Source organism: Bradyrhizobium sp. USDA 3262 (assembly GCF_054060035.1).
Window position 1 is genome coordinate 3,912,091 of record NZ_JBSSCT010000001.1, and the last position, 24,354, is coordinate 3,936,444.

Annotated in this window: 21 protein-coding genes; 15 read left to right on the forward strand and 6 right to left on the reverse strand. The window is 65.1% G+C overall.

The genetic code is table 11. The features are described from left to right. Positions 1 to 6: 6 nt before the first annotated feature. The 9 genes from ACVWYP_RS17935 (at position 7) to ACVWYP_RS17975 (ending at position 9,517) form a co-directional block, all read left to right on the forward strand. Entirely contained in the window at positions 7 to 855 is an 849-nt protein-coding gene (locus tag ACVWYP_RS17935) for a VOC family protein (protein WP_304499246.1), read from the forward strand. Positions 856 to 1,104: 249 nt separating this feature from the next. Further along, positions 1,105 to 1,761 carry a TetR/AcrR family transcriptional regulator gene (locus ACVWYP_RS17940; protein ID WP_304499247.1) on the forward strand — a complete coding sequence of 219 codons (657 nt, stop codon included), beginning with the start codon at positions 1,105 to 1,107 and terminating at the stop codon, positions 1,759 to 1,761. Between the two features lie 264 nt (positions 1,762 to 2,025). Beyond that, complete coding sequence (locus ACVWYP_RS17945; RefSeq protein WP_016842153.1) at positions 2,026 to 2,835, forward strand: ABC transporter permease; 810 nt, start codon at positions 2,026 to 2,028, stop codon at positions 2,833 to 2,835. A gap of 58 nt (positions 2,836 to 2,893) precedes the next feature. Further along, a complete protein-coding gene (locus tag ACVWYP_RS17950; protein ID WP_439711165.1) occupies positions 2,894 to 3,892 on the forward strand; it encodes an ABC transporter substrate-binding protein in 999 nt (332 codons plus the stop codon). Positions 3,893 to 4,016: 124 nt separating this feature from the next. After that, entirely contained in the window at positions 4,017 to 4,862 is an 846-nt protein-coding gene (locus tag ACVWYP_RS17955; protein WP_304499248.1) for an ABC transporter ATP-binding protein, read from the forward strand. Between the two features lie 14 nt (positions 4,863 to 4,876). After that, on the forward strand, positions 4,877 to 6,283 hold the full coding sequence (locus ACVWYP_RS17960; protein WP_304499249.1) for a hypothetical protein: 1,407 nt from the start codon (positions 4,877 to 4,879) through the stop codon (positions 6,281 to 6,283). Beyond that, positions 6,280 to 7,431, forward strand: coding sequence for a Gfo/Idh/MocA family protein (locus tag ACVWYP_RS17965; RefSeq protein ID WP_304499250.1), 1,152 nt, complete (start codon positions 6,280 to 6,282; stop codon positions 7,429 to 7,431). The genes ACVWYP_RS17960 and ACVWYP_RS17965 overlap by 4 nt, the downstream gene beginning before the upstream one ends. Positions 7,432 to 7,445: 14 nt before the next feature. Beyond that, positions 7,446 to 8,654: a dihydrodipicolinate synthase family protein gene (locus ACVWYP_RS17970; protein WP_304499251.1), complete on the forward strand. Its 1,209-nt coding sequence runs from the start codon at positions 7,446 to 7,448 to the stop codon at positions 8,652 to 8,654. Further along, a complete protein-coding gene (locus ACVWYP_RS17975; RefSeq protein WP_304499252.1) occupies positions 8,654 to 9,517 on the forward strand; it encodes a sugar phosphate isomerase/epimerase family protein in 864 nt (287 codons plus the stop codon). Before ACVWYP_RS17970 ends, ACVWYP_RS17975 begins: the two co-directional genes overlap by 1 nt. 46 nt (positions 9,518 to 9,563) lie before the next feature. On the opposite strand, the gene ACVWYP_RS17980 is transcribed toward ACVWYP_RS17975, so the two are convergent. From ACVWYP_RS17980 to ACVWYP_RS17995, 4 genes are all read right to left on the reverse strand, one after another. Then, positions 9,564 to 10,256 (reverse strand): potassium channel family protein, encoded by a 693-nt coding sequence (locus ACVWYP_RS17980; protein WP_304499253.1) that lies wholly within the window; start codon positions 10,254 to 10,256, stop codon positions 9,564 to 9,566. Between the two features lie 25 nt (positions 10,257 to 10,281). Continuing rightward, positions 10,282 to 11,961 (reverse strand): Spy/CpxP family protein refolding chaperone, encoded by a 1,680-nt coding sequence (locus ACVWYP_RS17985; RefSeq protein WP_456684123.1) that lies wholly within the window; start codon positions 11,959 to 11,961, stop codon positions 10,282 to 10,284. A 380-nt stretch (positions 11,962 to 12,341) separates the two neighbouring features. After that, complete coding sequence (gene rocD / locus ACVWYP_RS17990) at positions 12,342 to 13,556, reverse strand: ornithine--oxo-acid transaminase (RefSeq protein WP_304500246.1); 1,215 nt, start codon at positions 13,554 to 13,556, stop codon at positions 12,342 to 12,344. Positions 13,557 to 13,673: 117 nt separating this feature from the next. Continuing rightward, positions 13,674 to 14,897, reverse strand: coding sequence for a cytochrome P450 (locus tag ACVWYP_RS17995; RefSeq protein ID WP_028338817.1), 1,224 nt, complete (start codon positions 14,895 to 14,897; stop codon positions 13,674 to 13,676). Positions 14,898 to 15,101: 204 nt separating this feature from the next. Between ACVWYP_RS17995 and ACVWYP_RS18000 the strand changes: the two genes are divergently transcribed. The 6 genes from ACVWYP_RS18000 (at position 15,102) to cnbZ (ending at position 22,241) form a co-directional block, all read left to right on the forward strand. Further along, on the forward strand, positions 15,102 to 15,635 hold the full coding sequence (locus ACVWYP_RS18000; protein ID WP_018270486.1) for a thiamine pyrophosphate-binding protein: 534 nt from the start codon (positions 15,102 to 15,104) through the stop codon (positions 15,633 to 15,635). Then, on the forward strand, positions 15,632 to 16,222 hold the full coding sequence (locus ACVWYP_RS18005; RefSeq protein ID WP_304499255.1) for a thiamine pyrophosphate-dependent enzyme: 591 nt from the start codon (positions 15,632 to 15,634) through the stop codon (positions 16,220 to 16,222). The genes ACVWYP_RS18000 and ACVWYP_RS18005 overlap by 4 nt, the downstream gene beginning before the upstream one ends. A 64-nt stretch (positions 16,223 to 16,286) precedes the next feature. Then, on the forward strand, positions 16,287 to 16,988 hold the full coding sequence (locus ACVWYP_RS18010; protein ID WP_026192475.1) for a TetR/AcrR family transcriptional regulator: 702 nt from the start codon (positions 16,287 to 16,289) through the stop codon (positions 16,986 to 16,988). 1 nt (position 16,989) lies between these two features. Next, the gene (locus tag ACVWYP_RS18015; protein WP_304499256.1) at positions 16,990 to 18,183 is read left to right on the forward strand and encodes an efflux RND transporter periplasmic adaptor subunit; all 1,194 of its coding nucleotides are present in this window, start codon (positions 16,990 to 16,992) and stop codon (positions 18,181 to 18,183) included. Positions 18,184 to 18,264: 81 nt separating this feature from the next. Further along, complete coding sequence (locus ACVWYP_RS18020) at positions 18,265 to 21,366, forward strand: multidrug efflux RND transporter permease subunit (protein WP_304499257.1); 3,102 nt, start codon at positions 18,265 to 18,267, stop codon at positions 21,364 to 21,366. Between the two features lie 131 nt (positions 21,367 to 21,497). After that, positions 21,498 to 22,241: a 2-amino-5-chloromuconate deaminase CnbZ gene (gene cnbZ / locus ACVWYP_RS18025; protein ID WP_304499258.1), complete on the forward strand. Its 744-nt coding sequence runs from the start codon at positions 21,498 to 21,500 to the stop codon at positions 22,239 to 22,241. Positions 22,242 to 22,498: 257 nt separating this feature from the next. Here cnbZ and ACVWYP_RS18030 read toward each other — a convergent pair whose 3' ends face one another. Both ACVWYP_RS18030 and ACVWYP_RS18035 read right to left on the reverse strand, forming a co-directional pair. Beyond that, on the reverse strand, positions 22,499 to 23,389 hold the full coding sequence (locus tag ACVWYP_RS18030; RefSeq protein ID WP_304499259.1) for an ABC transporter permease: 891 nt from the start codon (positions 23,387 to 23,389) through the stop codon (positions 22,499 to 22,501). Between the two features lie 4 nt (positions 23,390 to 23,393). After that, positions 23,394 to 24,335 carry an ABC transporter permease gene (locus ACVWYP_RS18035; protein WP_304499260.1) on the reverse strand — a complete coding sequence of 314 codons (942 nt, stop codon included), beginning with the start codon at positions 24,333 to 24,335 and terminating at the stop codon, positions 23,394 to 23,396. Positions 24,336 to 24,354 lie beyond the last annotated feature (19 nt).

A 24,354-nucleotide genomic window follows, 5' to 3' on the forward strand; every position in this document is an offset into this window, starting at 1 on the left:
GCGGCCATGATTACCGGTCTCGATCACGTCGTCGTCCTGACCAGCGACATCGCTGCTGCCAGCGCGGCCTACGAGACGCTGTTCGCGCGGACGCCTTCCTGGCGCTACAGCGGCGGCGGCGCGGACCGCACGCTGTTCACGCTCGATAACACCACGCTGGAATTGGTGGCGCCGCACGGCGACGACGATGCAGCCCAGCGCATCCGCAGCGCGCTTGCCACCCAGGGCGAGGGGCTTGCGAGTCTCTGCTTCCGCACCAGCGATATCGCGAAGACACACCGCAGGCTCGACCGCTTGACGCTGAAGCCCGAACCCGTCGCGGAGGTCGAGAGCCGCGACGACAGCAGTGGAGCCACGCTGTCGTGGAAGCGTACGCGGGCCGCGACCGACGCGACGCGCGGCGTGCGCATGTTCTTCCTGGAGCGCGAGCAGGAGCGGCCGCTGTCGGTCCGCACCACGACCGCATCGATTACCGCGATGGATCACGTGGTGGTTTCGACCGCCGATCCGGAACGCGCCGCCGCGCTCTATGGTGCTCGGCTCGGGCTCGACATGGCGCTCGACCGGTCGCATCCGGAGTGGGGCCGGCTGATGTTCTTCCGCTGCGGCGACCTCGTGGTCGAGGTCACGCACCGGCCGGGCAAATCGGAGACGGACGCGCCGGACCGGCTGCGCGGCATCTGCTGGCGCGTCGCCGATATCGACGCCACACGTGCGCGGCTGATTGCCGCTGGCGTCGACGTCTCCGAAGTCCGCACCGGCCGCAAGCCCGGCACGCGCGTGATGACGGCGCGCAACGGTACATGCGGTGTGCCGACGCTTCTGGTGCAGCCGTCACAAGGAAAGCCGGGCTAGGCCGCGTTTTGTCCGCGCGGCGTCCCGGCAGTGTGCGTCGCGCGATCCGGTGGCGCGCCCTCAGGTGAGCAATTGCGCGCCGGGGAGTGACGAAGAGGGCATCTACGAGAAATATTCCCGCACGAGCATCACGACAACATTCGTTCTCAAACGTCGCGCGTCATGCTACATTCACGAACCCAGCATCACCGGGCGATCGATTTGGCCAAGGCAAAGCGAATACAGAGATGGCAGCGCGACCCCCAGGGGATGCGGTTGCGTATTCTCGAGGCCGCCAAGCAGGAATTCGCCGCCCATGGCCTCGCCGGCGCGCGGGTCGACCGCATCGCGGCCAACGCCGACGCCAACAAGCGCATGCTGTACTATCACGTCGGCAACAAGGAGGATCTTTATCTCGAGGTGCTGGAAGGCGCCTATGAGAAGATCCGCGCCGAGGAGCGCACCCTCGATCTCGAGCATCTCGATCCGCCCGAGGCGATCGGGCGCCTGATCGATTTCACGTGGAACTATTTTCTGCGTAATCCCGAGTTCCTGGCGCTGCTGAACACCGAAAACCTCGCCAAGGCAAAACACCTGAAGCGTTCGACCAAGGTCAAGTCGATGCACTCGCCCTTTGTCGAGATGATCCGCACCGTGGTGACGCGCGGGGTCGAGAGCGGCGATTTCCGCGTCGCCGTCGATCCGGTGCAGCTCTACATCTCGATCGCCGGGCTCGCGTTCTTCTATCTCTCCAACAGCGCCACGCTGAGCGTGATCTTCGGCCGCGACCTCTTGAAGAAGGACGCCCGCGACGAGCGCCTCGAGCACATGACCGCGCTGGTGCTGGCGGCGCTGACCGGCAAGTCGACGGCAGCGTTCGGTGGGACATTGCCGATGCTGAAGTCGATGGAACACCGCGTGGTGTGAGGCGGCGCGGCTTGTCCGCGCTCATTGCCCATCATTCTGGCGTGTAGCCCGGATGGAGCGAAGCGAAATCCGGGTCTATCCGCGGATCGACGTTCCCGGATTTCGCTGCGCTCCATCCGGGCTACAAAGTTTCACCCGACAAAAATTTTCGCCTGACGAAAGTAGCGGATTTCGGTGCGATTTTGCCGCGCGCTTGGGACTGGACAGTATTTATCCAACGGGTTAATTTCTGGACGAACAGAGAGACTGCAAGGGGAGCGTGACGTGGCGGAGGCAAAGAGCCCTTCGGGCCTATCGAAGGTGCTGAATGCGGCGTGGGTACGTCCGTTCCTGTTCCTGGTCGTCATCGTGGCGGCCTGGGACCTCGCGATCCGCCTGTTCCATATTCCGGCCTACCAAATTCCCTCGCCCGGCGACGTCGTGGCGGTGCTCTGGAGCGACTGGCCGGAGCTGTTGCGGCAGTCCTGGCCGACAACCTATGCAACGATTTGCGGCTTCCTGCTCTCGGCGCTGTTCGGCATTCCCGTCGCGATGCTGATCGCGGGTTCGAAGACGGTCGAGAGCTACGTCTATCCGCTTTTGGTGTTCTCCCAGTCCGTACCGAAGATCGCGATCGCGCCGCTGTTCGTGGTGTGGTTCGGCTTCGGCATCATCCCCAAGGTGATCTCCGCGTTCCTGCTCGGCTTCTTCCCCGTGGTGGTCTCGGCGGTGCAGGGCTTCAAGTCGGTCGACCCTGATATGGTCGATCTGGCGCGCGCGATGCAGGGCAGCCGCTTCCAGGTGTTCCGTGCGGTCAACCTGCCGCACGCGATGCCCGCGATCTTTTCCGGCCTGAAAGTCTCGGTGACGCTCGCCGTGGTCGGCGCCGTCGTCGGAGAGTTCGTCGGCTCCAATTCCGGCATCGGCTATGTGATGCAGCGCTCGATCGGCACCTTCGACCTGCCGACGATGTTCGCCGCGCTGGTGATCCTCGCGCTGCTCGGCGTCATCCTGTTCTGGATCGTCGACCGCATCGAGCGGCTGGTGATCCCCTGGCACGTCAGCCAGCGCGACGACATCATCTTCGCTTCCTAGCGCAGCAACCGGACAAGCGGTCCACACAAGGACCGCGGACTATAAAGGGAGAACAACCATGAAGCGTTTGATTGCGGTCGCAGGCGCCGCGCTGGCTTGGACCGCGCTTGCGGTGGCACCAGTGTCCGCGGCCGACAAGGTCGTGCTGATGCTGAACTGGTACGTCTATGGCGAGCACGCGCCGTTCTATTACGGCAAGGCCAAGGGCATCTATGCCGCTGAGGGCATCGACCTCGAGATCCAGGAAGGCCGCGGCTCGGCCGCGACCACGCAGGCGGTGGCCGCCAAGACCGCCGATTTCGGCTATGTCGACGTGCCCACGATGATGCGCGCCGCGGTGAAGGGCGCGCCCGTGATCGCCACCGGCGTGCTGCTGCAGACCAGCCCGATGTCGGCGATGAGCCTTGCCGACAAGAACATCAGGAAGCCGGAGGACATCAAAGGCAAGACGGTCGCGATCACGCCGGCGGATTCGATGACACAGATCTGGCCGCTGTTCCTGAAGAAGACCGGTCTCAAGGAAAGCGATTTCAACACCGTCGCCGGCGACGGCCAGACCAAGCTCAACGCCGTGATCAACGGCCAGGCCGACCTGCTGCTCGGCTATGTCATGGACCAGTCGATGAAGATCAAGGACGCCACCGGCAAGGACGTCTATCCGATCAAGTTCGCCGACTACGGCATCAACATGGTGTCGTCGGGCATCATCGCGAACTCCGACTATGTGAAGGCCAATGCCGACCTGGTCCGCCGCTTCATGTCGGCGACGACCAAGGCCGTGGAAGCCGCGGAGAAGGACCCGAAGGCCGCTGCGCAGTCGATCCTCGACGCCAACCCGAAGGGCGGCAAGATCGACACGTTGACGCAAGGCTTCGAGCTGACGATCCCGCTCTATCGCACGGCGGAGACCAGGACCAAGCGGCCGTTCCAGGTGACCGACCAGAACATGACCGAGTCGGTCAATCTGATGGTCGAGTATGGCGGCCTCGACGCCAAGGCCAAGGCCAATCCGAAGGCGTTCTACACCAATGATTATCTGCCGAAGGGTGATTCGTGAGCGCAACAAACACCGTCATTCCGGGGCGATGCAAAGCATCGAACCCGGAATCTCGAGATTCCGGGTCTGGTCCTTCGGACCATCCCGGAATGACAGCATTCTACATCCCAGTGGATTCGGCAGAATGAATCCTGCAACCAAATCAACCGATGTCCAGCCTGCCGCGCATCTGCGCCTGGTGTCGGACCGCGCGGCGGGCGCCATGCCGGGCATCAAACTCTCCGGCGTGTCGAAGACCTACCGGTCGCGCGACGGCGATGTGCCGTCGTTGCGGCCGCTCGACTTCACCATCAATGACGGCGAGTTCTTCGTCGTGGTCGGGCCCTCCGGCTGCGGCAAGTCCACGCTGCTCAAGATGATCTCGGGCCTGCTGCCGCCGACGACGGGCGAAGTGCTGGTCGACGGCGGGCCGGTGACGAAACCGCATGGCAATGTCGGCATCGTGTTCCAGAACGCGCTGCTGCTGCCGTGGCGCAACATCCTCTCCAACGTGATGCTGCCGATCGACATGAAGCAGCTGCCGCGGGACAAATATCTTGCCCGCGCCAAGGACCTGCTGAAGCTGGTCGGCCTCGAAGGCTTTGAGAAGAAGCTGCCCTGGCAGCTGTCCGGCGGCATGCAGCAGCGCGCCTCGATCTGCCGCGCGCTGGTGCACGACCCCAAGATCATGCTGATGGACGAGCCGTTCGGCGCGCTCGACGCCATGACGCGCGAGCGGATGAATGTCGAATTGATGCGGATCCAGCGCGAGACCGGCAAGACGGTGCTGCTGATCACGCACTCGATTCCCGAGGCCGTGTTCCTTGCCGACCGCGTGCTCGTGATGACCGAGCGGCCCGGCGCGATCGCCGCGATCTACGACGTGCCGATGCCGCGGCCGCGCTCGCTCGAGACGATGTCCGATCCTGTCTTCAACGAACTGGTGCAGCGGATCCGGAAGCATTTCTTCACCCAGGGGTCGCTGGACTAACACCCGAGCCTTCAATGCCGCTTCGCCTCAAAGTCAACGATATCGCGTTCTTCGAACGGCCGCTGGTATTCGCCCGGCCGTTCCGCTTCGGCGCGGTGACGATCACCGCATCGACGCAGATGTTCGTGCGCGTCGAGATCGATGTTGAGGGCAAGGGCCGCGCGACCGGCGCCAGCGCCGAGATGCTGGCGCCGAAATGGTTCGACAAGCGGCCGCATCTGACGGAAGCACAGTCGCTCGACGGACTCCGCCGCTCGCTTGCGGTTGCGCGCGAGCTCTATCTGACGAACAGGGGCTTTGACACCGCGTTCGGCTTGCACGCCGCGTGTATCGGTCCGCAGGTCGCGGCCTGCGCCGCGGAAGACATTCCGCCACTCGCCGCCGGCTTTGGCCCGGCCGAGATCGACAAGGCAATCCTGGATGCGCTGCTGCGCGCGGCCGGCGCGAACTTCTTCGACGGCATGGCCGGCAATGTCGCCGGCATCGACGCGCGGCTGACGCCTGATCTCGACGACGCGGCAATCGCGCGGTTCCTGTCGACGCGCAAACGGCTCGAGCGTGTCGCCGTCAGGCACACGGTCGGAATGGACGACAAGGTTGAAGGCGAGGGCGGCGTCGCCGACCGCAACGAGAACGCCGGTGCGCGCTATTTCAAGCTCAAGCTGAACGGCGATCCCGCGCATGACGCGGCGCGGCTGGCGCGGATCGGCAGTGAGCTCGCAAGGCTGCCTTACGCAACCAGGATCACGCTCGACGCCAACGAGCAATATGCCGACCTTGCCGCGCTGAGCGCGCTGGTCGACCGGCTCGACCGTGACGCGGCGTTGCAGCCGATCAGGGCAAACCTGCTCTATATCGAGCAGCCGATGCCGCGCGATATCACAAGAGCCTCGCCGCTCGGGAAGCTGGCGGCGCACGGCTTCATCATCGACGAATCTGACGATTCCTATGATGCATTCCCGCAGGCGCGCACGCTCGGCTACCGCGGCATCTCCTCGAAATCGTGCAAGGGCATCTACAAGTCGATCATCAACGCTACCCGCGCGGCGGCGTGGAACGCTGAGAGCGGCGGGTATTTCATCAGCGGTGAGGATCTGACCTGCCAGGCCGGGCTCGGCGTGCAGCAGGACCTCGCGCTCGGGGCGCTGATCGGCGTCACCCATGCCGAGCGCAACGGGCACCATTATGTCGACGGCTTTGCCGACACGCCGGCTGACGAGGCCGACGCCTTCCTCACCGCGCATCCCGATCTCTACGCGCGCGAGGGCGGCAAGGTCCGCCTCGCGATCCATGACGGCGATCTCCTGACCGGATCGATCGCCGCCGCGCCGGGCTTTGCCAGTTCGATCCATCCGGACTGGTCCACCATGCAGCCGCTGCAGCGGCCAACACCACGCGTTTCGCAGGAGCAGACAGTATGACGACCAAGCGCCTCGGCCTGATCATGAACGGCGTCACCGGCCGGATGGGGCTCAACCAGCATCTGATCCGCTCGATCGTCGCGATCCGCGAGCAGGGCGGTGTGCAGCTCGCGAGCGGCGACCGCGTCATGCCCGATCCGATCCTGGTCGGCCGCGACGCCGAGAAGGTCGGCGCGTTGGCAAAACGCTACAACATCGAGCGCCACACCACCGATCTCGATCGTGCGCTCGCCGACAAGGGCGACACCGTGTTCTTCGATGCCGCGACCACGCAGGCGCGGCCCTCGCTGCTGACCAAGGCGATCAATGCCGGCAAGCATCTCTATTGCGAGAAGCCGATCGCGACAAATCTCGAGGAGGCCGTTGCGGTCGTGAAGCTCGCCAATGCCAAGGGCCTCAAGCACGGCACCGTGCAAGACAAGCTGTTCCTGCCGGGCCTGAAGAAGCTCGCTTTCCTGCGCGACTCCGGTTTCTTCGGCCGCATGCTCTCGGTGCGCGGCGAGTTCGGCTATTGGGTGTTCGAAGGCGGCTGGCAGGAGGCGCAGCGGCCGTCGTGGAATTACCGCGCCGAGGATGGCGGCGGCATCATCCTCGACATGGTCTGCCACTGGCGCTACGTGCTCGACAATCTGTTCGGCGAGGTCGAGAGCGTGACCTGCCTCGGCACGACTGACATCCCCGAGCGCTATGACGAGAAGGGCAAGAAATACCAGGCGACCGCCGATGATTCCGCCTACGCCACCTTCCGCCTGAAGGGCGGCGTCATTGCGCACATCAACATGAGCTGGGTGACGCGCGTCTACCGCGACGATCTCGTCACCTTCCAGGTCGACGGCACCCACGGCTCGGCTGTGGCGGGGCTCACCGACTGCGTGATCCAGGCACGTCAGGCGACACCGCGGCCGGTATGGAATCCGGACGAGAAGCGGATGCACGATTTCTATGCCGACTGGCAGAAGCTGCCGGAGAACGTCGTTTACGATAACGGCTTCAAGGAACAGTGGGAGATGTTCATTCGCCATGTCTGCGAGGACGCGCCCTACAAATACACCCTGCTCGAAGGCGCCAAGGGCGTGCAGCTCGCCGAATGCGCGCTGAAGAGCTGGAAGGAGCGGCGCTGGATCGACGTCGCCCCGATATCAGTCTGAGAAGGGACCTTGCCATGAACAAGCCAGTCCTGCCCAAGCCTGCCATGACAAAGTCATCGCTGTCGCTGAAGCTGCCGACCACAGGCGGCGGCCTCGAGACCTATCGCCTCGCGGCGTCGCGGACCTTTCCGGCGAAGCTCGAGGGCACGCTGAACCGCGTCGCGTTCTCGGCCGCCCATGTGGTCGCCGATCCCAGCGCCGACGTCGATCCCTGGCTGACGGCCGCGATCGACTGGGACAAGACAATCGCATTTCGCGAGCACGTCTGGGACCTCGGCCTCGGCGTCGCCGAAGCCATGGACACCGCGCAGCGCGGCATGGGGCTGGACTGGGTGACCTCGCTCGAACTGATCCAGCGCTCGGTGAAGGCGGCGAAGGCCAAGGGTAACGCGCTGGTATTTTCCGGCGCCGGCACCGACCATCTCGCGGTCGAGGACGCAAGGTCGATCGACGATGTGATCCGTGCCTATGAAGAGCAGATCGCGGCAGTGGAGAAGGCAGGGGGGCGCATCATCCTGATGGCCTCGCGCGCTTTGGCAAAGCTCGGCAAGAGCGCGGAGAATTACGCCAGGGTCTACGACCGTGTGCTGTCGCAGGTCCGTGAGCCCGTGATCATCCATTGGCTCGGCGACATGTTCGATCCGGCGCTATCAGGCTACTGGGGTACGGCCGATCTCGAAAGGGCGATGGATACGGCGGTTGCGATCATCAACGCCAATGCGGCCAAGGTCGATGGCGTCAAGGTCTCGCTGCTCGACAAGCAGCGTGAGATCGACATGCGGCGCCGGCTCGATCCGCGGGTCAAAATGTATACGGGCGACGACTTCAACTATGCCGAGCTGATCGCCGGCGACGACAAGGGGTTTTCCCACGCGCTGCTCGGCATCTTCGATGCCATCGCGCCGGCGGCGTCCTATGCGCTGTCGCGGCTGGCCGCGGGCGATGAGACCGGCTTCCACGATGTGCTTGGACCGACGGTGCCGCTGTCGCGCCACATCTTCAAGGCGCCGACGCGCTTCTACAAGACCGGCATCGTGTTCATGGCCTATCTGAACGGGCATCAGGACCATTTCACCATGGTTGGCGGGCAGGAGAGCGCGCGCTCGACCTTGCATCTTGCCGAATTGTTCCGGCTCGCCGACAAGGCCGGTCTGCTCGCCAATCCGGAGCTCGCGACGCGCCGGATGGCGATGATCCTGGCCACGCGCGGCATTGAAGCCTGATGCGCGACTTTTCCAACGATCACCGCTGCCTGTCGCTGAACACGGCGACCGTTCGCAAGCAGGGCGATCTCCTCGCCATCGTCGAGGCCTGCGCGCGCCATGGCATCCGCGCCATCGATCCCTGGCGCGACCAGGTTGCAGCCGTCGGCCTCGATCGCGCCGTCCGTGCGGTCAAGGATGCCGGGCTCGATCTGTCGGGCTATTGCCGCGGCGGCATGTTCACGGCAGATGGCGCGCATCGCAGCGAGGCGCGCGACGATAACCGCCGCGCGGTCGACGAGGCGGCGGCACTCGGCGCCTCCTGCATCGTGCTGGTGGTCGGCGGCCTGCCGCAATATTCCCGGCCGGGCAGCGCGGCTTCGAAGGACATCGCGGCCGCGCGCCATCAGGTGCACGACGGCATCGCCGAGATGCTGGATTACGCGAAGCAAGCCAAGCTGCCGCTCGCGATCGAGCCGCTGCATCCGGCCTATGCCGCCGACCGCGCCTGCGTGAACACTACAAAGCATGCGCTCGATATCTGCGACGCACTCGATCCCGACAGAACCGGCGCAATCGGCGTCGCACTCGACGTCTATCACATCTGGTGGGATCCGGAGCTGATGAGCCAGATCGCGCGCGCCGGCCAGGATCGCCTGCTTGCGTTCCACGTCTGCGACTGGCTGGTGCCGACCAAGGACATCCTCAACGACCGCGGCATGATGGGCGACGGCGTCATCGACATCAGATCGGTGCGCGCTGCCGTCGAGGCGCAGGGCTTTGCCGGCTATTCGGAGATCGAGATCTTCTCGAATGACTGGTGGGGCCGTCCGCTGGACGAGGTGCTGCGAACTTGCATCGAGCGGCACCGGACGGTGGTCTAGGACGCCGCCAGGTGGGCAAAGCGCCGCATCCCCGCTTCGCGCCTCATCAGGACTCCTCGTTGCGGTGCTCGATCTCCAGCGTGACGAGGCGCGCCAGCAGCGTTGCCGGATAGAGCTGGCCGAAGATCGCCTCGAGATTGCACAGGCTCCGCGCGATCGGATGCAGCGGAGCGACGTCGCCATAACCCGTCGTCGTGAGTGTGGCGAAGCTGAAATAGAGTACGCGGCTCGCCAGCGTCGGGCTGTCTTCCACCTTCATGCCGGGAAATGCGTCGGGCCTCAGCGTGCCGACGAAGGTGAAGAGCGCTGCGAAGATCACGGCGACCGTGAGATAGAGCAGAACCGCGCCGATCACACGGTGATAGGTGACGCGGCCGGGCGCAAACGTCGCGCGCGCCACCGTCACGGCCATGGTGAGGCCGACGAGCAGCCAGGACCCGGCAAACAGGTTGAGATCGACAATCGAAGGTGAGCGCAACCTCAGGATTCCGCCCGTGACGATCATGACGAGCGCGACCAGCATCGTGACGACCGCCACTGCGCTGCCTGACATCAGGAAGACGCCGCCGACCAGGACCAGCGCGAGCAGGAGTTCAAAAATCTGGAATTCGAACAGGCCCAACGCCTGCAACGGCGCCACCACGAAAATCATGACCACGAGCAGGACAGTGAGCACCGTCAATATAGAGTCGCCCCAGCGCTCGCGCAGCTCGCCGATGCTCGCCCAACCCTGCTTCATTCCTGCCCCGCCATTCGGCATCGCATCAGGATGCCGGTGCCGAACATTGCTGTGCGGCGGCCGCAAAGGCAAGACGGGGACTGACATCGCGCGGGCGCGCCGGGTGGTCGCAGGCCAGCTGCCTCAGGGGCTCGCGACCCGCTGCAGCGAGTTGAATCGTGCTTTCTGCTCGCTGCTCAGCGTGGCGTAGAACTTGTCCAGCGCAGGCTCGATCAGTCTGGCGGCATTCTGCATGGCCTCGAGCCGGTGCTGCATCGCTTCCAGCCGGCCCGACCGGCGTCAGCGGCACCTCGTTCGGGCAGGCAGCCTGCAGGTCAGCAATGGCCTTTGCGGTCGCATCGCTGAGGCGGCCGAGCGCTTCCTTCTGCTTACCCGCTGGCTGGACCGAGGCCTCGATCCGGTTGATCGGCAGTTGGGCCAGGTCGGATTTCGAATCGCCGCAATTGCCGGATTGCGCGGCCGCTTCCTGCTGCCGCGGCGTGCGCTCGCCAACATGCGGACCGAGTGAATTGAAACGAGCCTGTTGCTCGTCGCTGAGCGAGTTGTAGAAATTCTCCAGCACAGGCCGCACGATCTTGATCGCCTCGAGTGTCGCGCCGATGCGGTTCAGCATCGACCGCAGGCGGCCGGCCGGCGTCATGGCATAGCTGTCCGTGCAGGAGTCCTTGAAGACATTGGCAGCCCTGGTCGCCGCCGTCCTCAGCTCGTCGAGCAGCGTGCGCTGCTCGGCGCTGGGCCGTACCGCACGCGTGATGTCGGCAAGCGGCCAGGCCGTGACGCCCTTGTCCGGTTCTCCGCACAGCTGCTGGATCGCCTGCGGACTCATGTCGGTGCGCGGACGAGACCGATTACGGCCTGCGGCGCCCCGATAGTCATCCGGGTTGATGCTGGCATAGGCGGAGTAGGGAGTGTTGGTGTCCCAGAACACGGTGTCGACGAAGTCGTCATAGGCGTAGGCCCAATAGCCGGGCTCGTAGGCATAGGACCAGAACGTGTAGTCAAAAATATCCGAATAGGCGTAGGGCCAGAACACCGGGCCAAGCCACGCCACGAACGCCGCGCGATGGCCGCGTCGCCAGGCATGCCGGGGCGCCCAGCCGCTCTCGCGCGCGGCAAGCGCGGCCTGGCCTTGCGCACCTGCCTGCTCGCGGAAGTGCGCGGCAAATCGCTCGCGCTGAGCCGCCTGCGTCGCGGCCGTGGTCGCGACCGCGGCTCCAACCGTCGCTGCCGCTGCCGGCGCCAATCGCTGCTGGCGGGCAACGTCGGCCTGCTGCGCACGCTGCTCGCGCTGCAACAGGCGGTTCTGCGCCTGCAGGGTACGGTCATGGACGCGTTGCGCGCGTGCGCCTTGGACCCTTTGCGACTGCAATTGCTGCACACGTTGCTGCAGGCGATCGATCCGGGTCTGCCGCTCGGTGGTCTGGCGCGAGAGCGCGTCACGCTGCCGCTGCTGCGCCGTCTGCTGGCGTTGCTGGATCATCTGCTGATGCTGTTGCGCGCGCTGTTGAACGCGCTCCGTCGGCGACGGCCGCTCGCTCAAGCGCGACGGTGGGCTCGGGCGTGATGGCGCCGCGATATGCGGAGCCTGACGCTGCGGCGCTCCTCGACGGAATTCGGGGCGTGGCGTTGCGACACGCGGCGCGGCGATATGGGGGGCCTGGCGTACCGACGGGGCGGCGAAATGCGGTGCCGGGCGCGGCGCCATCGCCGGTCGCTGCGGGGCGTGGAACGCGGGTGCCGCCGGTCGTGCCATCGCGGGTGGCCGCGCCATTGCAGGCGGTCTCGCCATTGCGGGCGGCCTGGCCATCGCGGGAGGGGCGGCGTGTACCATCGGGGCGGGACGCGCCATTGCGGCCGGTGCAGCCGGCCTTGCCGCCGGTGGACCCTTTCCGTGTGGCTGGGCGGACGCGCCGCCGTTCGCCACGAGCATCGAGCTGCCAATCGAAAAGACAACAAACAAAGCGCGACGGGAAAGCATGAGCGTAGCTCTCGTTTCAACGGTCGCCCGCAGTGCTTTAACGCACTGACGTCGGATTCGTTCGTTGTGGTTACGGCCGGCGTTACCGTCTTCCGACCAGGGAACCGTCAGGAGACATCCTGCGTGAGGGCCGCCGCGATCCGCTCCGTCGCCCAGTCGACCTGATCGCCCGTGATTACCAACGGCGGAGCGATCCGGATGGTGTGCTCGTGGGTGTCCTTGGCGAGGATGCCGCGCGCCTGCAGCGCCAGACAGTAGCGGCGGGCACCGCCGGCTTCCGGATGCAGCTCGATCGCCAGCATCAGCCCGCGCCCGCGCACCTCGCGGATGACGTTGGCGCGGATGTCCTGCAATCCGGCGAGGAAGCGCGCGCCCTGTTGCGACGCGTTCTCGATCATTCCCTCGTCGATCAGCACGCGTAGCGCCGCCCGCGCCACCGCGCAGGCCAGCGGGTTGCCGCCGAAGGTCGAGCCGTGCTGGCCCGGCCGCAACGTGCCGAGCACGGCGTTGTTGGAAAGCACCGCCGACACCGGATAGAAGCCGCCCGACAGCGCCTTGCCGAGCAGCGTCACGTCGGCTTCGATCCCTTCGTGCTGCTCGGCGAGCAGCTTGCCGGTGCGGCCGAGCCCAGTCTGAATCTCGTCGAGCACAAGCATTACATTGTGCGCGGTGCACAGCTCGCGCACGCGGACGAAATAGCCTGGCGGAGGAATCACGACGCCGGCTTCGCCCTGGATCGGCTCGACCAGGAAGGCCGCGGTGTTCGGCGTGATCGCCTGCTCGAGCGCGGCGGCATCGCCGAACGGGATGATCTTGAAGCCCGGCGCAAACGGGCCGAAATGGTCGCGCGAACCGGGGTCGGTCGAGAAGCCGACGATGCCGAGCGTGCGTCCGTGGAAATTATTGGCGCAGACGATGATCTCGGCCTGCCCGTCCGGCACGCCCTTGACCTCATAGGCCCATTTGCGCACCGACTTGATCGCGCTCTCCACCGCCTCGGCGCCGCTGTTCATCGGCAACACCTTGTGCGAGCCGGTCAGTTCCGCGAGCTCGCGGTAGAAGGGAGCGAGCTGGTCGTTGTGGAAGGCACGCGAGGTCAGCGTCAGCCGATGCGCCTGCTCGATCATTGCTGCGAGGATCTTCGGATGGCAGTGGCCCTGGCTCACCGCCGAATAGGCGGAGAGACAGTCGAGATAGCGGTTGCCATCGGTATCCCAGACCCAGACGCCTTCGCCGCGGGACAGCACGACCCCGATCGGCTCATAATTGTAGGTGCCGAACTGCGCTTCGGTTGCGAGGAAATCAGTGACCGATGCATTCATCATGCGTCACTCCCGCTGCAGCGCACGAGAGATTACATCAAATCGTGCCTGCAGTTGATTTGGGCATCAGTTCCTCCACAGGGAAGTGTGTCGCCGGCCAAATTCGCAGGGGACAGCTTATGCGCTGATGCTGCAGGGCACGCTGAGGAAGCCGCGGAATCGCACCCGCCCGCCGCGCACCGGCTCGCCGTCGAGCGCGTAGTTCGGGAAGCGTTCAAGGAACCGCGAGATCGCGATGGCGCCTTCGAGCCGCGCCAGTGCCATGCCGGCGCATTGATGCGCACCGGTGCCGAAGGCGAGGTGGCGGTTCGGCGTGCGCGCGACGTCGAAGCCTTCGGGATTGGGGAATTGCGCGGGGTCGCGGTTGGCGGCGCCGATGCACAGCGTGACCAGCGTGCCGGCCGGCATCGTGATGCCGCCGAGCTCGGTTTCTTCCACGACCATGCGGTTGCCGAGCTGGTTCGAGCTTTCGTAGCGCAGCATCTCCTCGACCGCGGTCTTGATCAGCTCGGGTTGCGCGATCAGCCGTTGCTTCTGATCCGGATTTTGGCTGAGCGTCACCAACCCATTGCCGATCAGGTTGGTCGTGGTCTCATGGCCGGCGTTGAGCAGGAAGATGCAATTGTGCAGCAATTCCTTCGCGGTCAGCCGCTCGCCATTATCCTCACCCTGGATCAGCCTTGTCAGCACGTCGCGTTCGGGATTGCCAGGCTTCTTGCGGCGGCGTTCAACCAGCGTTTCGAGATAGGCGAGAAAATCCTTCACCGCATTGTTGCCGCGGTCGAACGCGTCCTTGCCGATCACCGGCTCCAGCGCGCCCAGGATCGCCAGCGACCAGTCGCGCAGCGGCTCGCGTTCGTCGTGCGGCACGTCGAGCAGATTGCCGATCACCTCGACCGGAATTGCCGAGGCGAAGTCGCCGATCAGCTCGAAGCGGTCGCGGGTCTCGATCCGGTCGAGCAGGCTGTCGACCAGCGCGATCAGGTCAGGCTCTATGCCGGCGATCGCCCGCGGCGACAATGCGCCCATGATCAGCCGCCGCACGCGCGTATGCGCCGGCGGATCGTTGAAGACGAGGCTGGTCGTGTGATGCTCGTAGAGCAGCGAGTTGCCGTATTTCGGCAAGAACTCCTTCTTCTTGTCGGAGGAGAATACCTTGGTGTTCTTGTAGGCGGCGATGAGGTCGTCGTAGCGGGTGAGAAAATAGCAGCCGTTCGGCAGCCGCTTGACCGGCGCGTTCTCGCGCAACGCGCGATAGGTCGGGTAGGGGTCGGCGTAGAACTCCGGCGTCAGCTTCTCGAGGTCGAAGCCGTCAGCCAGCTCGCGCGCGTGTCCGTTCATGGCGCATCCAGCCCAATTAGTTTCATTTGCAACTATCGTAAGCCGCGGGCGGCGACCGCGCAACACAATTTGCCAGGCGCCGGGAACAGCGCGCCGGACGTCGCGTGGTGCGAGCAAATCGCAGAGCCATATGCGGTTTTGCGCTTTGATGAAGCGCGCGCGCCCCTCTACAGTCGCGACCAAACAACAAGACCGGAAACGCCAATGCATGCCCGTGCCGACACTGCGGCCTCCTGGCCCGAGGAGATCTTCTCGATATTGCAGCGCTTCGAGGTGCGTCAGGTGCCCTACGTGCCGGACGCCGGGCATTCAGAGCTGATCGAGCGGGTGCTGGGGTCGTCCTCGATGCGCGGCATTGCGCTGACCACCGAGGAGGAGGGCGTGGCGCTGCTCGCGGGCGCCTGGGCCGGCGGCCAGCGCGGCGTGCTGCTGATGCAGTCGAGCGGGGTCGGCAATTGCATCAACATGCTGTCGCTGGTGCAGATCTTCCGCTTGCCGTTCCTCACGCTGGTGACGATGCGCGGCGAATGGGGCGAGTTCAATCCCTGGCAGGTGCCGATGGGCTCGAACACGCAAGGGATCCTCGAACTGTCCGGGATCAAGGTGCTGCGCGCCTCGCACCCTGAAGAGGTCCGCGAAGTCGTCGAGGCCGGCGCAGCGCAGGCCTATAACGCCTGCACGCCCACCGCCGTCCTGCTGTCGCAGCGCCTGATCGGGGCAAAGGTCTTCACCAAATGAGCAAAGCCAATCTCCTCGACCGCCGTGCCGTCGTTTCCGAACTGCTCAGGGATCGCAAGGGCGCCTTCGCCGTCGGCGGCCTCGGCGCCTCGACCTATGACATCGCCGCCGCCGGCGACCACGACCGCAACTTCTATCTCTGGGGCGGCATGGGCGGCGCCGTGATGATCGGGCTCGGCCTCGCGCTGGCCCAGCCGACGCTGCCGGTCGTCGTGATCACCGGCGACGGCGAGATGCTGATGGGGATGGGGAGCCTTGCCACCGTCGGCCTGCAGCAGCCCAAAAATCTCTCGATCATCGTGCTGGACAACGAGGCTTATGGCGAGACCGGCGGCCAGGCCAGCCACACCGGCGGGCCTGCCGACCTGGTCGGTGTTGCCAAAGCCTGCGGAATCGGAGATAGCCGGGCGATCAGCACGATGGCTGAGGTCGAGGCTTTTGCCTCGTCTTTGCAAGATGTTACGGCGGGGCCGCGGTTCGCCAGCGCCAAGATCGACGGGGCCAATCTGGAGCGCGTGCTGTCCAGCCGCGACGGTACCTACCTCGTGAACCGCATCAGAGGGTCGATCGGCCACACTCCTATTTAAAGTGGCTTTCGCGGTGCAATAGAACCTTGACTTTTGGTAAAGTGAGTGATTACTCACGACCCAAATGTCTACCTTACGCATGACGAGTGACTTGCGGCGTCAGTTGATCCTGAGCGCCGCAAAGCGGTGTTTCGCCCGCAACGGCTTCGCCGGCACCACGACAAAGAGCGTGGCGGCCGCGGCTGCCATTTCGGAAGGGCTGCTTTTCAAGCATTTCCCGTCCAAGGCGGCGCTCTATGCCGAGATCCTTGCCGAAGAGTGCGAGGCGGATCCCGATCTCGCGCACCTGCTCGGGCAGGAGCCCTCGACTGCGACGCTGGTCGAGCTGGTGCAAGGCATGGTCGGTCACTTCATGCAGCTGCGTGATGCGCCGGACCAGGAAGAGGCGCAGCGGATGCGGCTGATGGTGACGAGCCATCTCGACGACGGCGAGTTTGCGCGCCTGCTCTACGACAAGGTCGGCAAGCTGATCGGTCCGACCTTCGCCGCCTCGCTCGAGCGGGCGATCGCCGCCGGCGAGGCCACGAAGATCGGCGACGAGCCGCTCAACCTGTTCTGGTTTGCGCACCATACCGTGCTGATGGGTGCGCTGACCCAGCTGCCTGCGACACCATGCCTCCCCTACGGCGATGCCGCCGCGGCCGAGCGCCAGCTTTGCCAATTCATCCTTCGCGGCATCGGACTTACCGAAGCCGCAATTTCAACTCATTTGGGCCGCCAGCCGTCGCCGATCGCAGGACCGTCGGTAACTGCAGAAAGTGCATGACATGAATATTCAGACCGAAAGCCACATCTCGGGGCAACCGATCAAGGAGAAGCAAGCCAAGCGTCCCGTCCGCATGGTGCGCTGGTTCATCATCGTAGGCCTGTTGCTGGCCCTGCTCGTCGGCGCGCTGGTCGGCTTCAATGCCTTCCGCAGCCACATGATCGCGCAGTTCTTTGCCAACAATAAGCCGCCGCCGGCGAACGTGTCGGCCGTCGAGGCGAAGACGGAAGTGATTCCGAACCTGCTGACCGCCGTCGGCGATCTCGTCGCCGTGCACCAGGTCAACGTCACGACCGACGTGCCGGGCCGCATCACCGAGATCCTGTTCACCGCCGGCAGCCACGTAAAGGCCGGCACGCCGCTGGTGCAGTTGTTCGACGCACCGGAGCAGGGCGACCTCGCCAACTACAAGGCGCAAGCGACCGTCGGCGAGCTGCAACTCGACCGCGCCAAGCAGCTCGCGTCGCGCCAGTTCGGTCCGCAATCGACCGTCGACACCGCGCAGGCGGCTTACGACCAGGCCAAGGCGGGCATTGCCAAGACCGAAGCGCTGATCTCGCAGAAGCTGGTGCGCGCACCGTTCGAAGGCGATCTCGGCGTGCGCCAGGTCGAAGTCGGCCAGTACCTGACGGCCGGCACCCAGATCGTGTCGCTGACCGATCTGTCGGTGCTGTACGCCAACCTGACCGTGACAGAGAAGCAGAGCTCGCAGATCAAGGTCGGCCAGGCCGTACGCGTCTCGGTCGACGCCTATCCGGGCCGCACCTTCGAGGGCAAGATCACGACCATCGAGCCGCAGATCGCGACCGACACCCGCAACATCCGGGTTCAGGCCACGATCCGGAATCCGGACAGCATCCTCAAGCCCGGCATGTTCGCGACCACCACGATCGTGCTGCCCGGGAAGCCGCCGGTCGTGACCATTCCCGAAACCGCGGTCGACTACACCCTGTACGGCGACTCGGTGTTCCTGATCACCGAGAAGAAGGGCGACGACGGCAAGACCACCCTGACCGCGGACCGCACCTTCGTGAAGACGGGCAACCGCGTCGAGGGCCGTGTCGAGATCCTCAAGGGTCTGAAGGCGGGGGACAAGGTCGTCGCCGTCGGCCAGATCAAGCTGCAGTCGGGCATGGCGGTTGCGATCTCGACCGATCCGCCGCCGCCGGTTCCGGCCGAACCGCCGCGCTACTGATCTTCATTCATCGAACTCGGAGGGCCATCGGCCCTCCGCCACATCTTGCCGCAAGCCGGCAGAACACGAATCGAGTTGGCGATGGCCTTCACTGATATTTTCATCAAGCGCCCGGTGCTGTCGGTCGTCGTCAGCCTGCTGATCCTGCTGATCGGCCTGCGCGCGGCGATGGTTTTGCCAATCCGGCAATATCCGAATCTTTCGAACACCGTCGTGACGATCACCACGTCATACCCCGGTGCGTCGCCCGAGCTGATCAACGGCTTCATCACCACGCCGATCGAGCAGGCCGTCGCGTCGGCCGAAGGCGTCGACTACATGACGTCGAACTCGGTGCTCGGCACCTCGACGATTCAGGTCTACGTCAAGCTCAATCACGATCCGAACCAGGCGCTGACCGAGGTGCTCGCCAAGGTCAACTCGGTCAAATACCTGATCCCGAAGGAAGCCTTCGATCCCGTCGTGACCAAGGCGACCGGTGACACTATTGCCGTGATGTATCTCGGCTTCTCCAGCGAAGAGCTGACCGGATCGTCGATCTCCGACTACCTGACCCGCGTCGTGCAGCCGGTGCTCTCGACGGTAGATGGCGTCGCGTCGGCCGACATCCTCGGCGGCCAGACCTTTGCGATGCGCGTCTGGCTCGATCCGACCCGCATGGCCGGACGCGGTGTGTCGCCAAACGACGTCGCCGCCGCGATCGCCGCCAACAACTTCCAGGCCGCGGCCGGCCAGACCAAGGGCTTCTTCATCGTCTCCAACGTCTCGGCCAATACCGACCTTCAGAACATCGATCAGTTCAAGCGGATGATCGTGAAGGCGAAGGACGGCGGCTTCGTGCGCATCGAGGACATCGCGACGGTGGAACTCGCCGCGCAGAGCACGGACGCCAGCGTCGCCTTCAACGGCGAGCATGCGATCTTCATCGGCATCAAGGCGACGCCGCAGGGCAACCCGCTGACCCTGGTGAAGGGCGTGCGCGCGCTGTTCCCCGACCTCGAGCGCAACCTGCCGCCGTCGATGAAGATGAAGGTGGCCTACGATTCCACCAAGTTCATTCAATCGTCGATCGATGAGGTCGAGAAGACGCTCACCGAAGCGGTCCTGATCGTCGTCGTCGTCATCTTCCTGTTCCTGGCCTCGCTGCGGTCGGTGATCATTCCCGTCGTCACCATCCCGCTGTCGCTGATCGGCGTCTGCATCCTGATGCTGGCCGCCGGTTTCAGCTTCAACCTGCTGACGCTGCTGGCGATGGTGCTGGCGATCGGCCTCGTGGTCGACGACGCCATCGTTGTCGTGGAGAACATCCATCGACATCTCGAGGAGGGCCTGCCACCGGTGCAGGCATCGCTAAAGGGTGCCCGCGAGATCGTCGGTCCCGTCGTCTCGATGACGATCACGCTGGCGGCGGTGTACGCGCCGATCGGCTTCCTCGGCGGCGTGACCGGCACGCTGTTCCGCGAATTCGCCTTCACGCTGGCCGGCTCGGTGATCGTGTCGGGCGTGATCGCGCTGACGCTGTCGCCGATGATGTGCTCGGTGTTCCTCAAGAGCGCGGAGGAGGGGCGTTTCGCCAGGCTGGTCAATCGCGTGTTCGGCGCGTTGACGCGCGCCTATGGCCGTCAGCTCGACCGTTCGCTCGACTACCGCCCGATCACGGCGCTGTTCGCCGTGACCATCCTCGGTCTGGTCGGCTTCCTCTATATGCACATCCAGAAGGAGCTGGCGCCGCAGGAGGACCAGGGCATCGTGTTCGCGGTGACCAAGGCGCCGAAATACGCCAACATCGACTACATCGATTTCTACGGCGACAAGATGGACAAGGAGTTCCAGAAGTTTCCCGAGACCGACCTGCGGTTCATCCTGAACGGCATCACCGGTCCGCAGGGCGGCTTCGCGGGCATGCTGCTCAAGCCGTGGGATGAGCGCAAGCGCAGCGCGCAGGCGCTACAGCCGCTGGTTCAGGCCGAACTGTCCAAGATCGAGGGCATCAGCGCGTTCGCGTTCAGCCTGCCGCCGCTGCCCGGCGGCCCCGGCGGTCTGCCGGTGCAGATGGTGATCTCTTCGACGGCCGGATTCCAGCAGGTGTTCGACCAGATGAGCAAGCTGAAGGATGCGGCGCGCAAGAGCGGCCTGTTCATCGTCACCGACAGCGATCTCGACTTCAACCAGCCGGTGGTCCGGGTAAAGGTCGATCGCTCCAAGGCGAGCGACCTCGGCATCACCATGCAGTCGATCGGTGGCGCCCTGGCGACGCTGCTCGGCGGCAACTACGTCAACCGCTTCAATCTGGAAGGGCGCTCCTACCAGGTGATCCCGCAGGTGCCGCGCGCCAGCCGGCTCGCGCCCGAGGCATTCAACGATTACTACGTTCCCACCGCGACCGGGCAGCTGGTGCGGCTGTCGACCGTGGTTTCGGTCGAGACCGGCGTCGATCCCAACGCGCTGACCCACTACAACCAGCTCAACTCGTCGACCTTCCAGGCCGTGCCGATGCCCGGCGTCTCGATGGGCCAGGCGGTGGACTTCCTGCAGGGTGAAGCCAAGAAGCTGCCGTCCGGCTTCAGCTACGACTTCCTGGCCGACTCCCGGCAATACGTCCACGAAGGCAATCAGCTGCTGGTCACCTTCGCGTTCGCCATCATCATCATCTTCCTGGTGCTGGCGGCGCAGTTCGAGAGCCTGCGCGATCCGTTCGTGATCATGATCTCCGTGCCGATGGCGATCGTCGGCGCCTTGATCCCGCTGTTCTTCGGCGTCGCCACCATGAACATCTACACCCAGGTGGGCCTGCTGACGCTGGTCGGACTGATCACCAAGCACGGCATCCTGATGGTGGAGTTCGCCAACGAGTTGCAGCTCAACGAGGGACTGGACCGCCGCGCGGCGATCGAGATGGCCGCCCGGATCCGCCTGCGTCCGATCCTGATGACGACGGCGGCCATGGTCACCGGCCTGCTGCCGCTGCTCACGGCCTCGGGTGCGGGCGCTGCCAGCCGCTTCTCGATCGGGCTTGTGGTCGTGGCCGGCATGACGATCGGCACGCTGTTCACGCTGTTCGTGCTGCCGATGGTCTACACGGTGATCGCGACCGACCACCAGGCCGCGGCCCATTCCGATCGCGCCAAGCAGATCGCCGATTACGAACTCGACCAGCGTGGCGGCGCGCTGAAACCGACCTGAGCCCTCCAAGCTCATGCTCGCAGAGAAGGCGGCACTGGCGAAAGCCACTGCCGCCTTTTCTTTGTCTCATGATAGGCTTTGCCGACGGCGGGCAGAAAGTACTCGTCTTAAGGAATCCGGAGGAAACAGGCATGGCGAGCGAGTTTGCGGCGGGCAACTACCGGTTCATTCCGGCCGTGTTCCAATATTCAAGCGGCGCGCAGGCGAACGCCGGTTATGAGATCGAGCGGGTGCGCTTCGATCGCCTGCTGCCGCTCGCGGAAGGTTTTGCGCGGATCGCGGCCTACATCCGCGACGCCGGCCGGCCGCTGACCGCGTTCTGCGCCTGCGAATTGCGTTCGCCGGCCGCCTTCACCGAGGACGGCTTCCGGGCCTTCAACCAGCACTACGTCAAGACGCTCGCCGAATGGGGCCTGTTCGACGGCACCATCAATCCCGTGGCGCGCAGCAATGTCTGTCCCGAGATCGATCCGCCGGCCGAGCCGTCGTTCCATGCGTTCTCGTTCACGCGGCCGAGCACGACGACGTCGCCGTCCTTCGTGATCGCCGGCGGCGCCGAGGCACGCGGCGGCACCGCCAGCTATCCCGACCGCATCGTTTGCTATCGCGATCTCAGTCCCGGCGCGTGGCGGGAGAAGGTCCGCTTCACCGCGAGTGAGATGGAGCGGCGTCTTGCGGAGTTCAGCTTCGGCTGGCAGGAGACGACGGCGGTGCAGGCCTACACCGTGCACGACATCCATCCGGTGCTCGTCGACGAACTGGTCCGCCGCGGCGCCACCCGCTCCGGCCTGACCTGGCACTTCTGCCGCCCGCCGGTGGTCGATCTCGAATACGAGATGGATTGCAGGAGGGTGTTGCGCGAGGTCGTGATTTAGCTTCCGTCGTCATTGCGAGGAGCGAAGCGACGAAGCAATCCATAGCTCCGCATGCTCGGTGATGATGGATTGCTTCGCTTCGCTCGCAATGACGAGAACTTGGTGTCACGCAACTCTCCCCGTCATCCTGAGGTGCGAGCGAAGCGAGCCTCGAAGGATGCACGGCCACCAGCCGGGCCGTCGACCCTTCGAGACGCGCGTTCCGCGCTCCTCAGGGTGACGGGGAAGAATGGCGCGCGCTCGATACGGCCGACCGGTCACCGCGCCTTCGGATCGAGCGCGTCGCGCAGGCCGTCGCCGACCAAATTGAACGACAGCACGACCAGGAAGATCGCAAGCCCCGGCCAGACCGCCATCCAGGGCGCACTGGTCAGGAAGCGCTGCGCGGCGTTGAGCATGCTGCCCCAGGACGGCGCCGGCGGCTGCTGGCCGAGGCCGAGGAACGACAGCGCGGCCTCGGCGATGATCGCGGCCGCAATCGACAGCGTCGCCTGCACCAGCAGCGCCGGCAGGATGTTGGGCAGGATGTGGACCAGCGCGATGCGCCAGCGCGGATTGCCCATGGCGCGCGCGGCCTCGACATAATCCTCGACCTTGACGCTCATCACTTGGCCGCGGGTCAGGCGGATGAAGATCGGGGTCGCCGAGACGCCGATCGCGATCATGGCATTGCTAAGACTTGGGCCGAGGAATGCTGCGAGCGCGATCGCCAGGATCAGGAACGGGCAGGCCAGCATGGCATCGGTGATGCGGCTGATCAGCGCGTCGATGAAGCCGCCGCGATAGCCGGCGAGGAGGCCGAGCGGCACGCCGATCGCAAGCGCGATGCCGACCGAGATGACGCCGGCAAGCAGCGAGGCGCGGGCGCCGAACACGACGCGGGCGAACACGTCGCGGCCGAGTTCATCGGTGCCGAACCAGTGTTGCGCCGACGGCGCCTTGCGCACCAGCGACCAGCTCGTCGCGACCGGATCATAGGGCACGATCAGCGGCGCGAACACGGCGAGCAGGATAAAGACCGCGATCACGGTGAGCCCGAGCACGGCACCCTTGCGCCGGATCAGCCGCCGCCAGGCGCGCCGCGCCGGGCTCTCGAGCGTTTCGGCGACGGCAAGCGGAGCGAGGGGGCTGAGTGCAGCGTCGGTCATCCGATCAGCCCCTCAGCCGCGGGTTGACGAGGATGTAGGCGATGTCAGCGATCAGATTGAGCGTGATGTAGATCGTCGCCGTTGTCAGCACCACGCCCTGCACGACGGCATAGTCGCGGTTGAACACGGCATCGACGATCAGCTTGCCGAAGCCCGGGATCGAGAAGATTTGCTCGGTGAGCACCGCACCCGACAGCAGCGTGCCGAGCTCGAGCGCGCCGAGCGTGATGATCGGCGTCAGCGCGTTGCGCATCGCATGCTTGAGGATCACCGTGCGCTCGGACAGGCCCTTCGCCCGCGCGGTGCGGACATAGTCGCTCTCCAGCACCTGCAGCATCGCGCTTCGCGTATGCCGCATCAGGACCGCCGCGATCGCGTTGCCGAGCACGAAGGCGGGCATGACGGATGCGGCGAGGCTCGCGCGCCAGTTTTCGCTGAGCGGCACGTAGCCGGAGGCCGGCAGCCAGCCGAGTTCGACGGAGAACAGGAAGATCAGCATGATGCCGAGCCAGAAGTTCGGCGTCGAGATACCCCACAGCGCGAACAAATTGGCGCCATAGTCCCACGCCGTGCCGATCTTCACCGCCGAGATGATGCCGGCGGGAATGCCGATCAGGAAGGCGACCACGATCGCCATGCCGGCGATTTGCATCGTGACCGGCAGCTTCTGCGCGATCAGGCTCGACACCGGCATCTTGTTGCGCAGGGACTCGCCGAGGTCGCCCATGAGCACGCCTTTGACCCAATAGGCATATTGCACCGGAATCGGTTGATCCAGGTGGTATTGCTGGCGGATCTGTTCGATGACGGCCGGATCGCGCTCCTCGCCGGCCATCACCAGTGCCGGATCGCCGGGCAGCAAATGTTGCAGCGAGAAGATCAGGAGCGAGACGAAGAACAGCGTCGGGGCCAGCTGAACCAGCCGCTTGGCGAGGAAGTTCAGCATTGTCGGCCCCGCGTGCCCT

Coding starts and splice junctions, on each gene's coding strand:
- ACVWYP_RS17955 (WP_304499248.1), top strand. CDS start 4,017: ATGAATCCTGCAACCAAATCAACCGATGTCCAGCCTGCCGCGCATCTG.
- ACVWYP_RS17940 (WP_304499247.1), top strand. CDS start 1,105: ATGCGGTTGCGTATTCTCGAGGCCGCCAAGCAGGAATTCGCCGCCCAT.
- ACVWYP_RS17965 (WP_304499250.1), top strand. CDS start 6,280: ATGACGACCAAGCGCCTCGGCCTGATCATGAACGGCGTCACCGGCCGG.
- ACVWYP_RS18030 (WP_304499259.1), bottom strand. CDS start 23,389: ATGACCGACGCTGCACTCAGCCCCCTCGCTCCGCTTGCCGTCGCCGAA.
- ACVWYP_RS18015 (WP_304499256.1), top strand. CDS start 16,990: ATGAATATTCAGACCGAAAGCCACATCTCGGGGCAACCGATCAAGGAG.
- ACVWYP_RS17960 (WP_304499249.1), top strand. CDS start 4,877: ATGCCGCTTCGCCTCAAAGTCAACGATATCGCGTTCTTCGAACGGCCG.
- ACVWYP_RS18000 (WP_018270486.1), top strand. CDS start 15,102: ATGCATGCCCGTGCCGACACTGCGGCCTCCTGGCCCGAGGAGATCTTC.
- ACVWYP_RS17975 (WP_304499252.1), top strand. CDS start 8,654: ATGCGCGACTTTTCCAACGATCACCGCTGCCTGTCGCTGAACACGGCG.
- ACVWYP_RS17970 (WP_304499251.1), top strand. CDS start 7,446: ATGAACAAGCCAGTCCTGCCCAAGCCTGCCATGACAAAGTCATCGCTG.
- rocD (WP_304500246.1), bottom strand. CDS start 13,556: ATGAATGCATCGGTCACTGATTTCCTCGCAACCGAAGCGCAGTTCGGC.
- cnbZ (WP_304499258.1), top strand. CDS start 21,498: ATGGCGAGCGAGTTTGCGGCGGGCAACTACCGGTTCATTCCGGCCGTG.
- ACVWYP_RS18035 (WP_304499260.1), bottom strand. CDS start 24,335: ATGCTGAACTTCCTCGCCAAGCGGCTGGTTCAGCTGGCCCCGACGCTG.
- ACVWYP_RS17950 (WP_439711165.1), top strand. CDS start 2,894: ATGAAGCGTTTGATTGCGGTCGCAGGCGCCGCGCTGGCTTGGACCGCG.
- ACVWYP_RS17935 (WP_304499246.1), top strand. CDS start 7: ATGATTACCGGTCTCGATCACGTCGTCGTCCTGACCAGCGACATCGCT.
- ACVWYP_RS17985 (WP_456684123.1), bottom strand. CDS start 11,961: ATGGCGCCGCGCCCGGCACCGCATTTCGCCGCCCCGTCGGTACGCCAG.
- ACVWYP_RS18020 (WP_304499257.1), top strand. CDS start 18,265: ATGGCCTTCACTGATATTTTCATCAAGCGCCCGGTGCTGTCGGTCGTC.
- ACVWYP_RS18005 (WP_304499255.1), top strand. CDS start 15,632: ATGAGCAAAGCCAATCTCCTCGACCGCCGTGCCGTCGTTTCCGAACTG.
- ACVWYP_RS17995 (WP_028338817.1), bottom strand. CDS start 14,897: ATGAACGGACACGCGCGCGAGCTGGCTGACGGCTTCGACCTCGAGAAG.
- ACVWYP_RS17980 (WP_304499253.1), bottom strand. CDS start 10,256: ATGAAGCAGGGTTGGGCGAGCATCGGCGAGCTGCGCGAGCGCTGGGGC.
- ACVWYP_RS18010 (WP_026192475.1), top strand. CDS start 16,287: ATGTCTACCTTACGCATGACGAGTGACTTGCGGCGTCAGTTGATCCTG.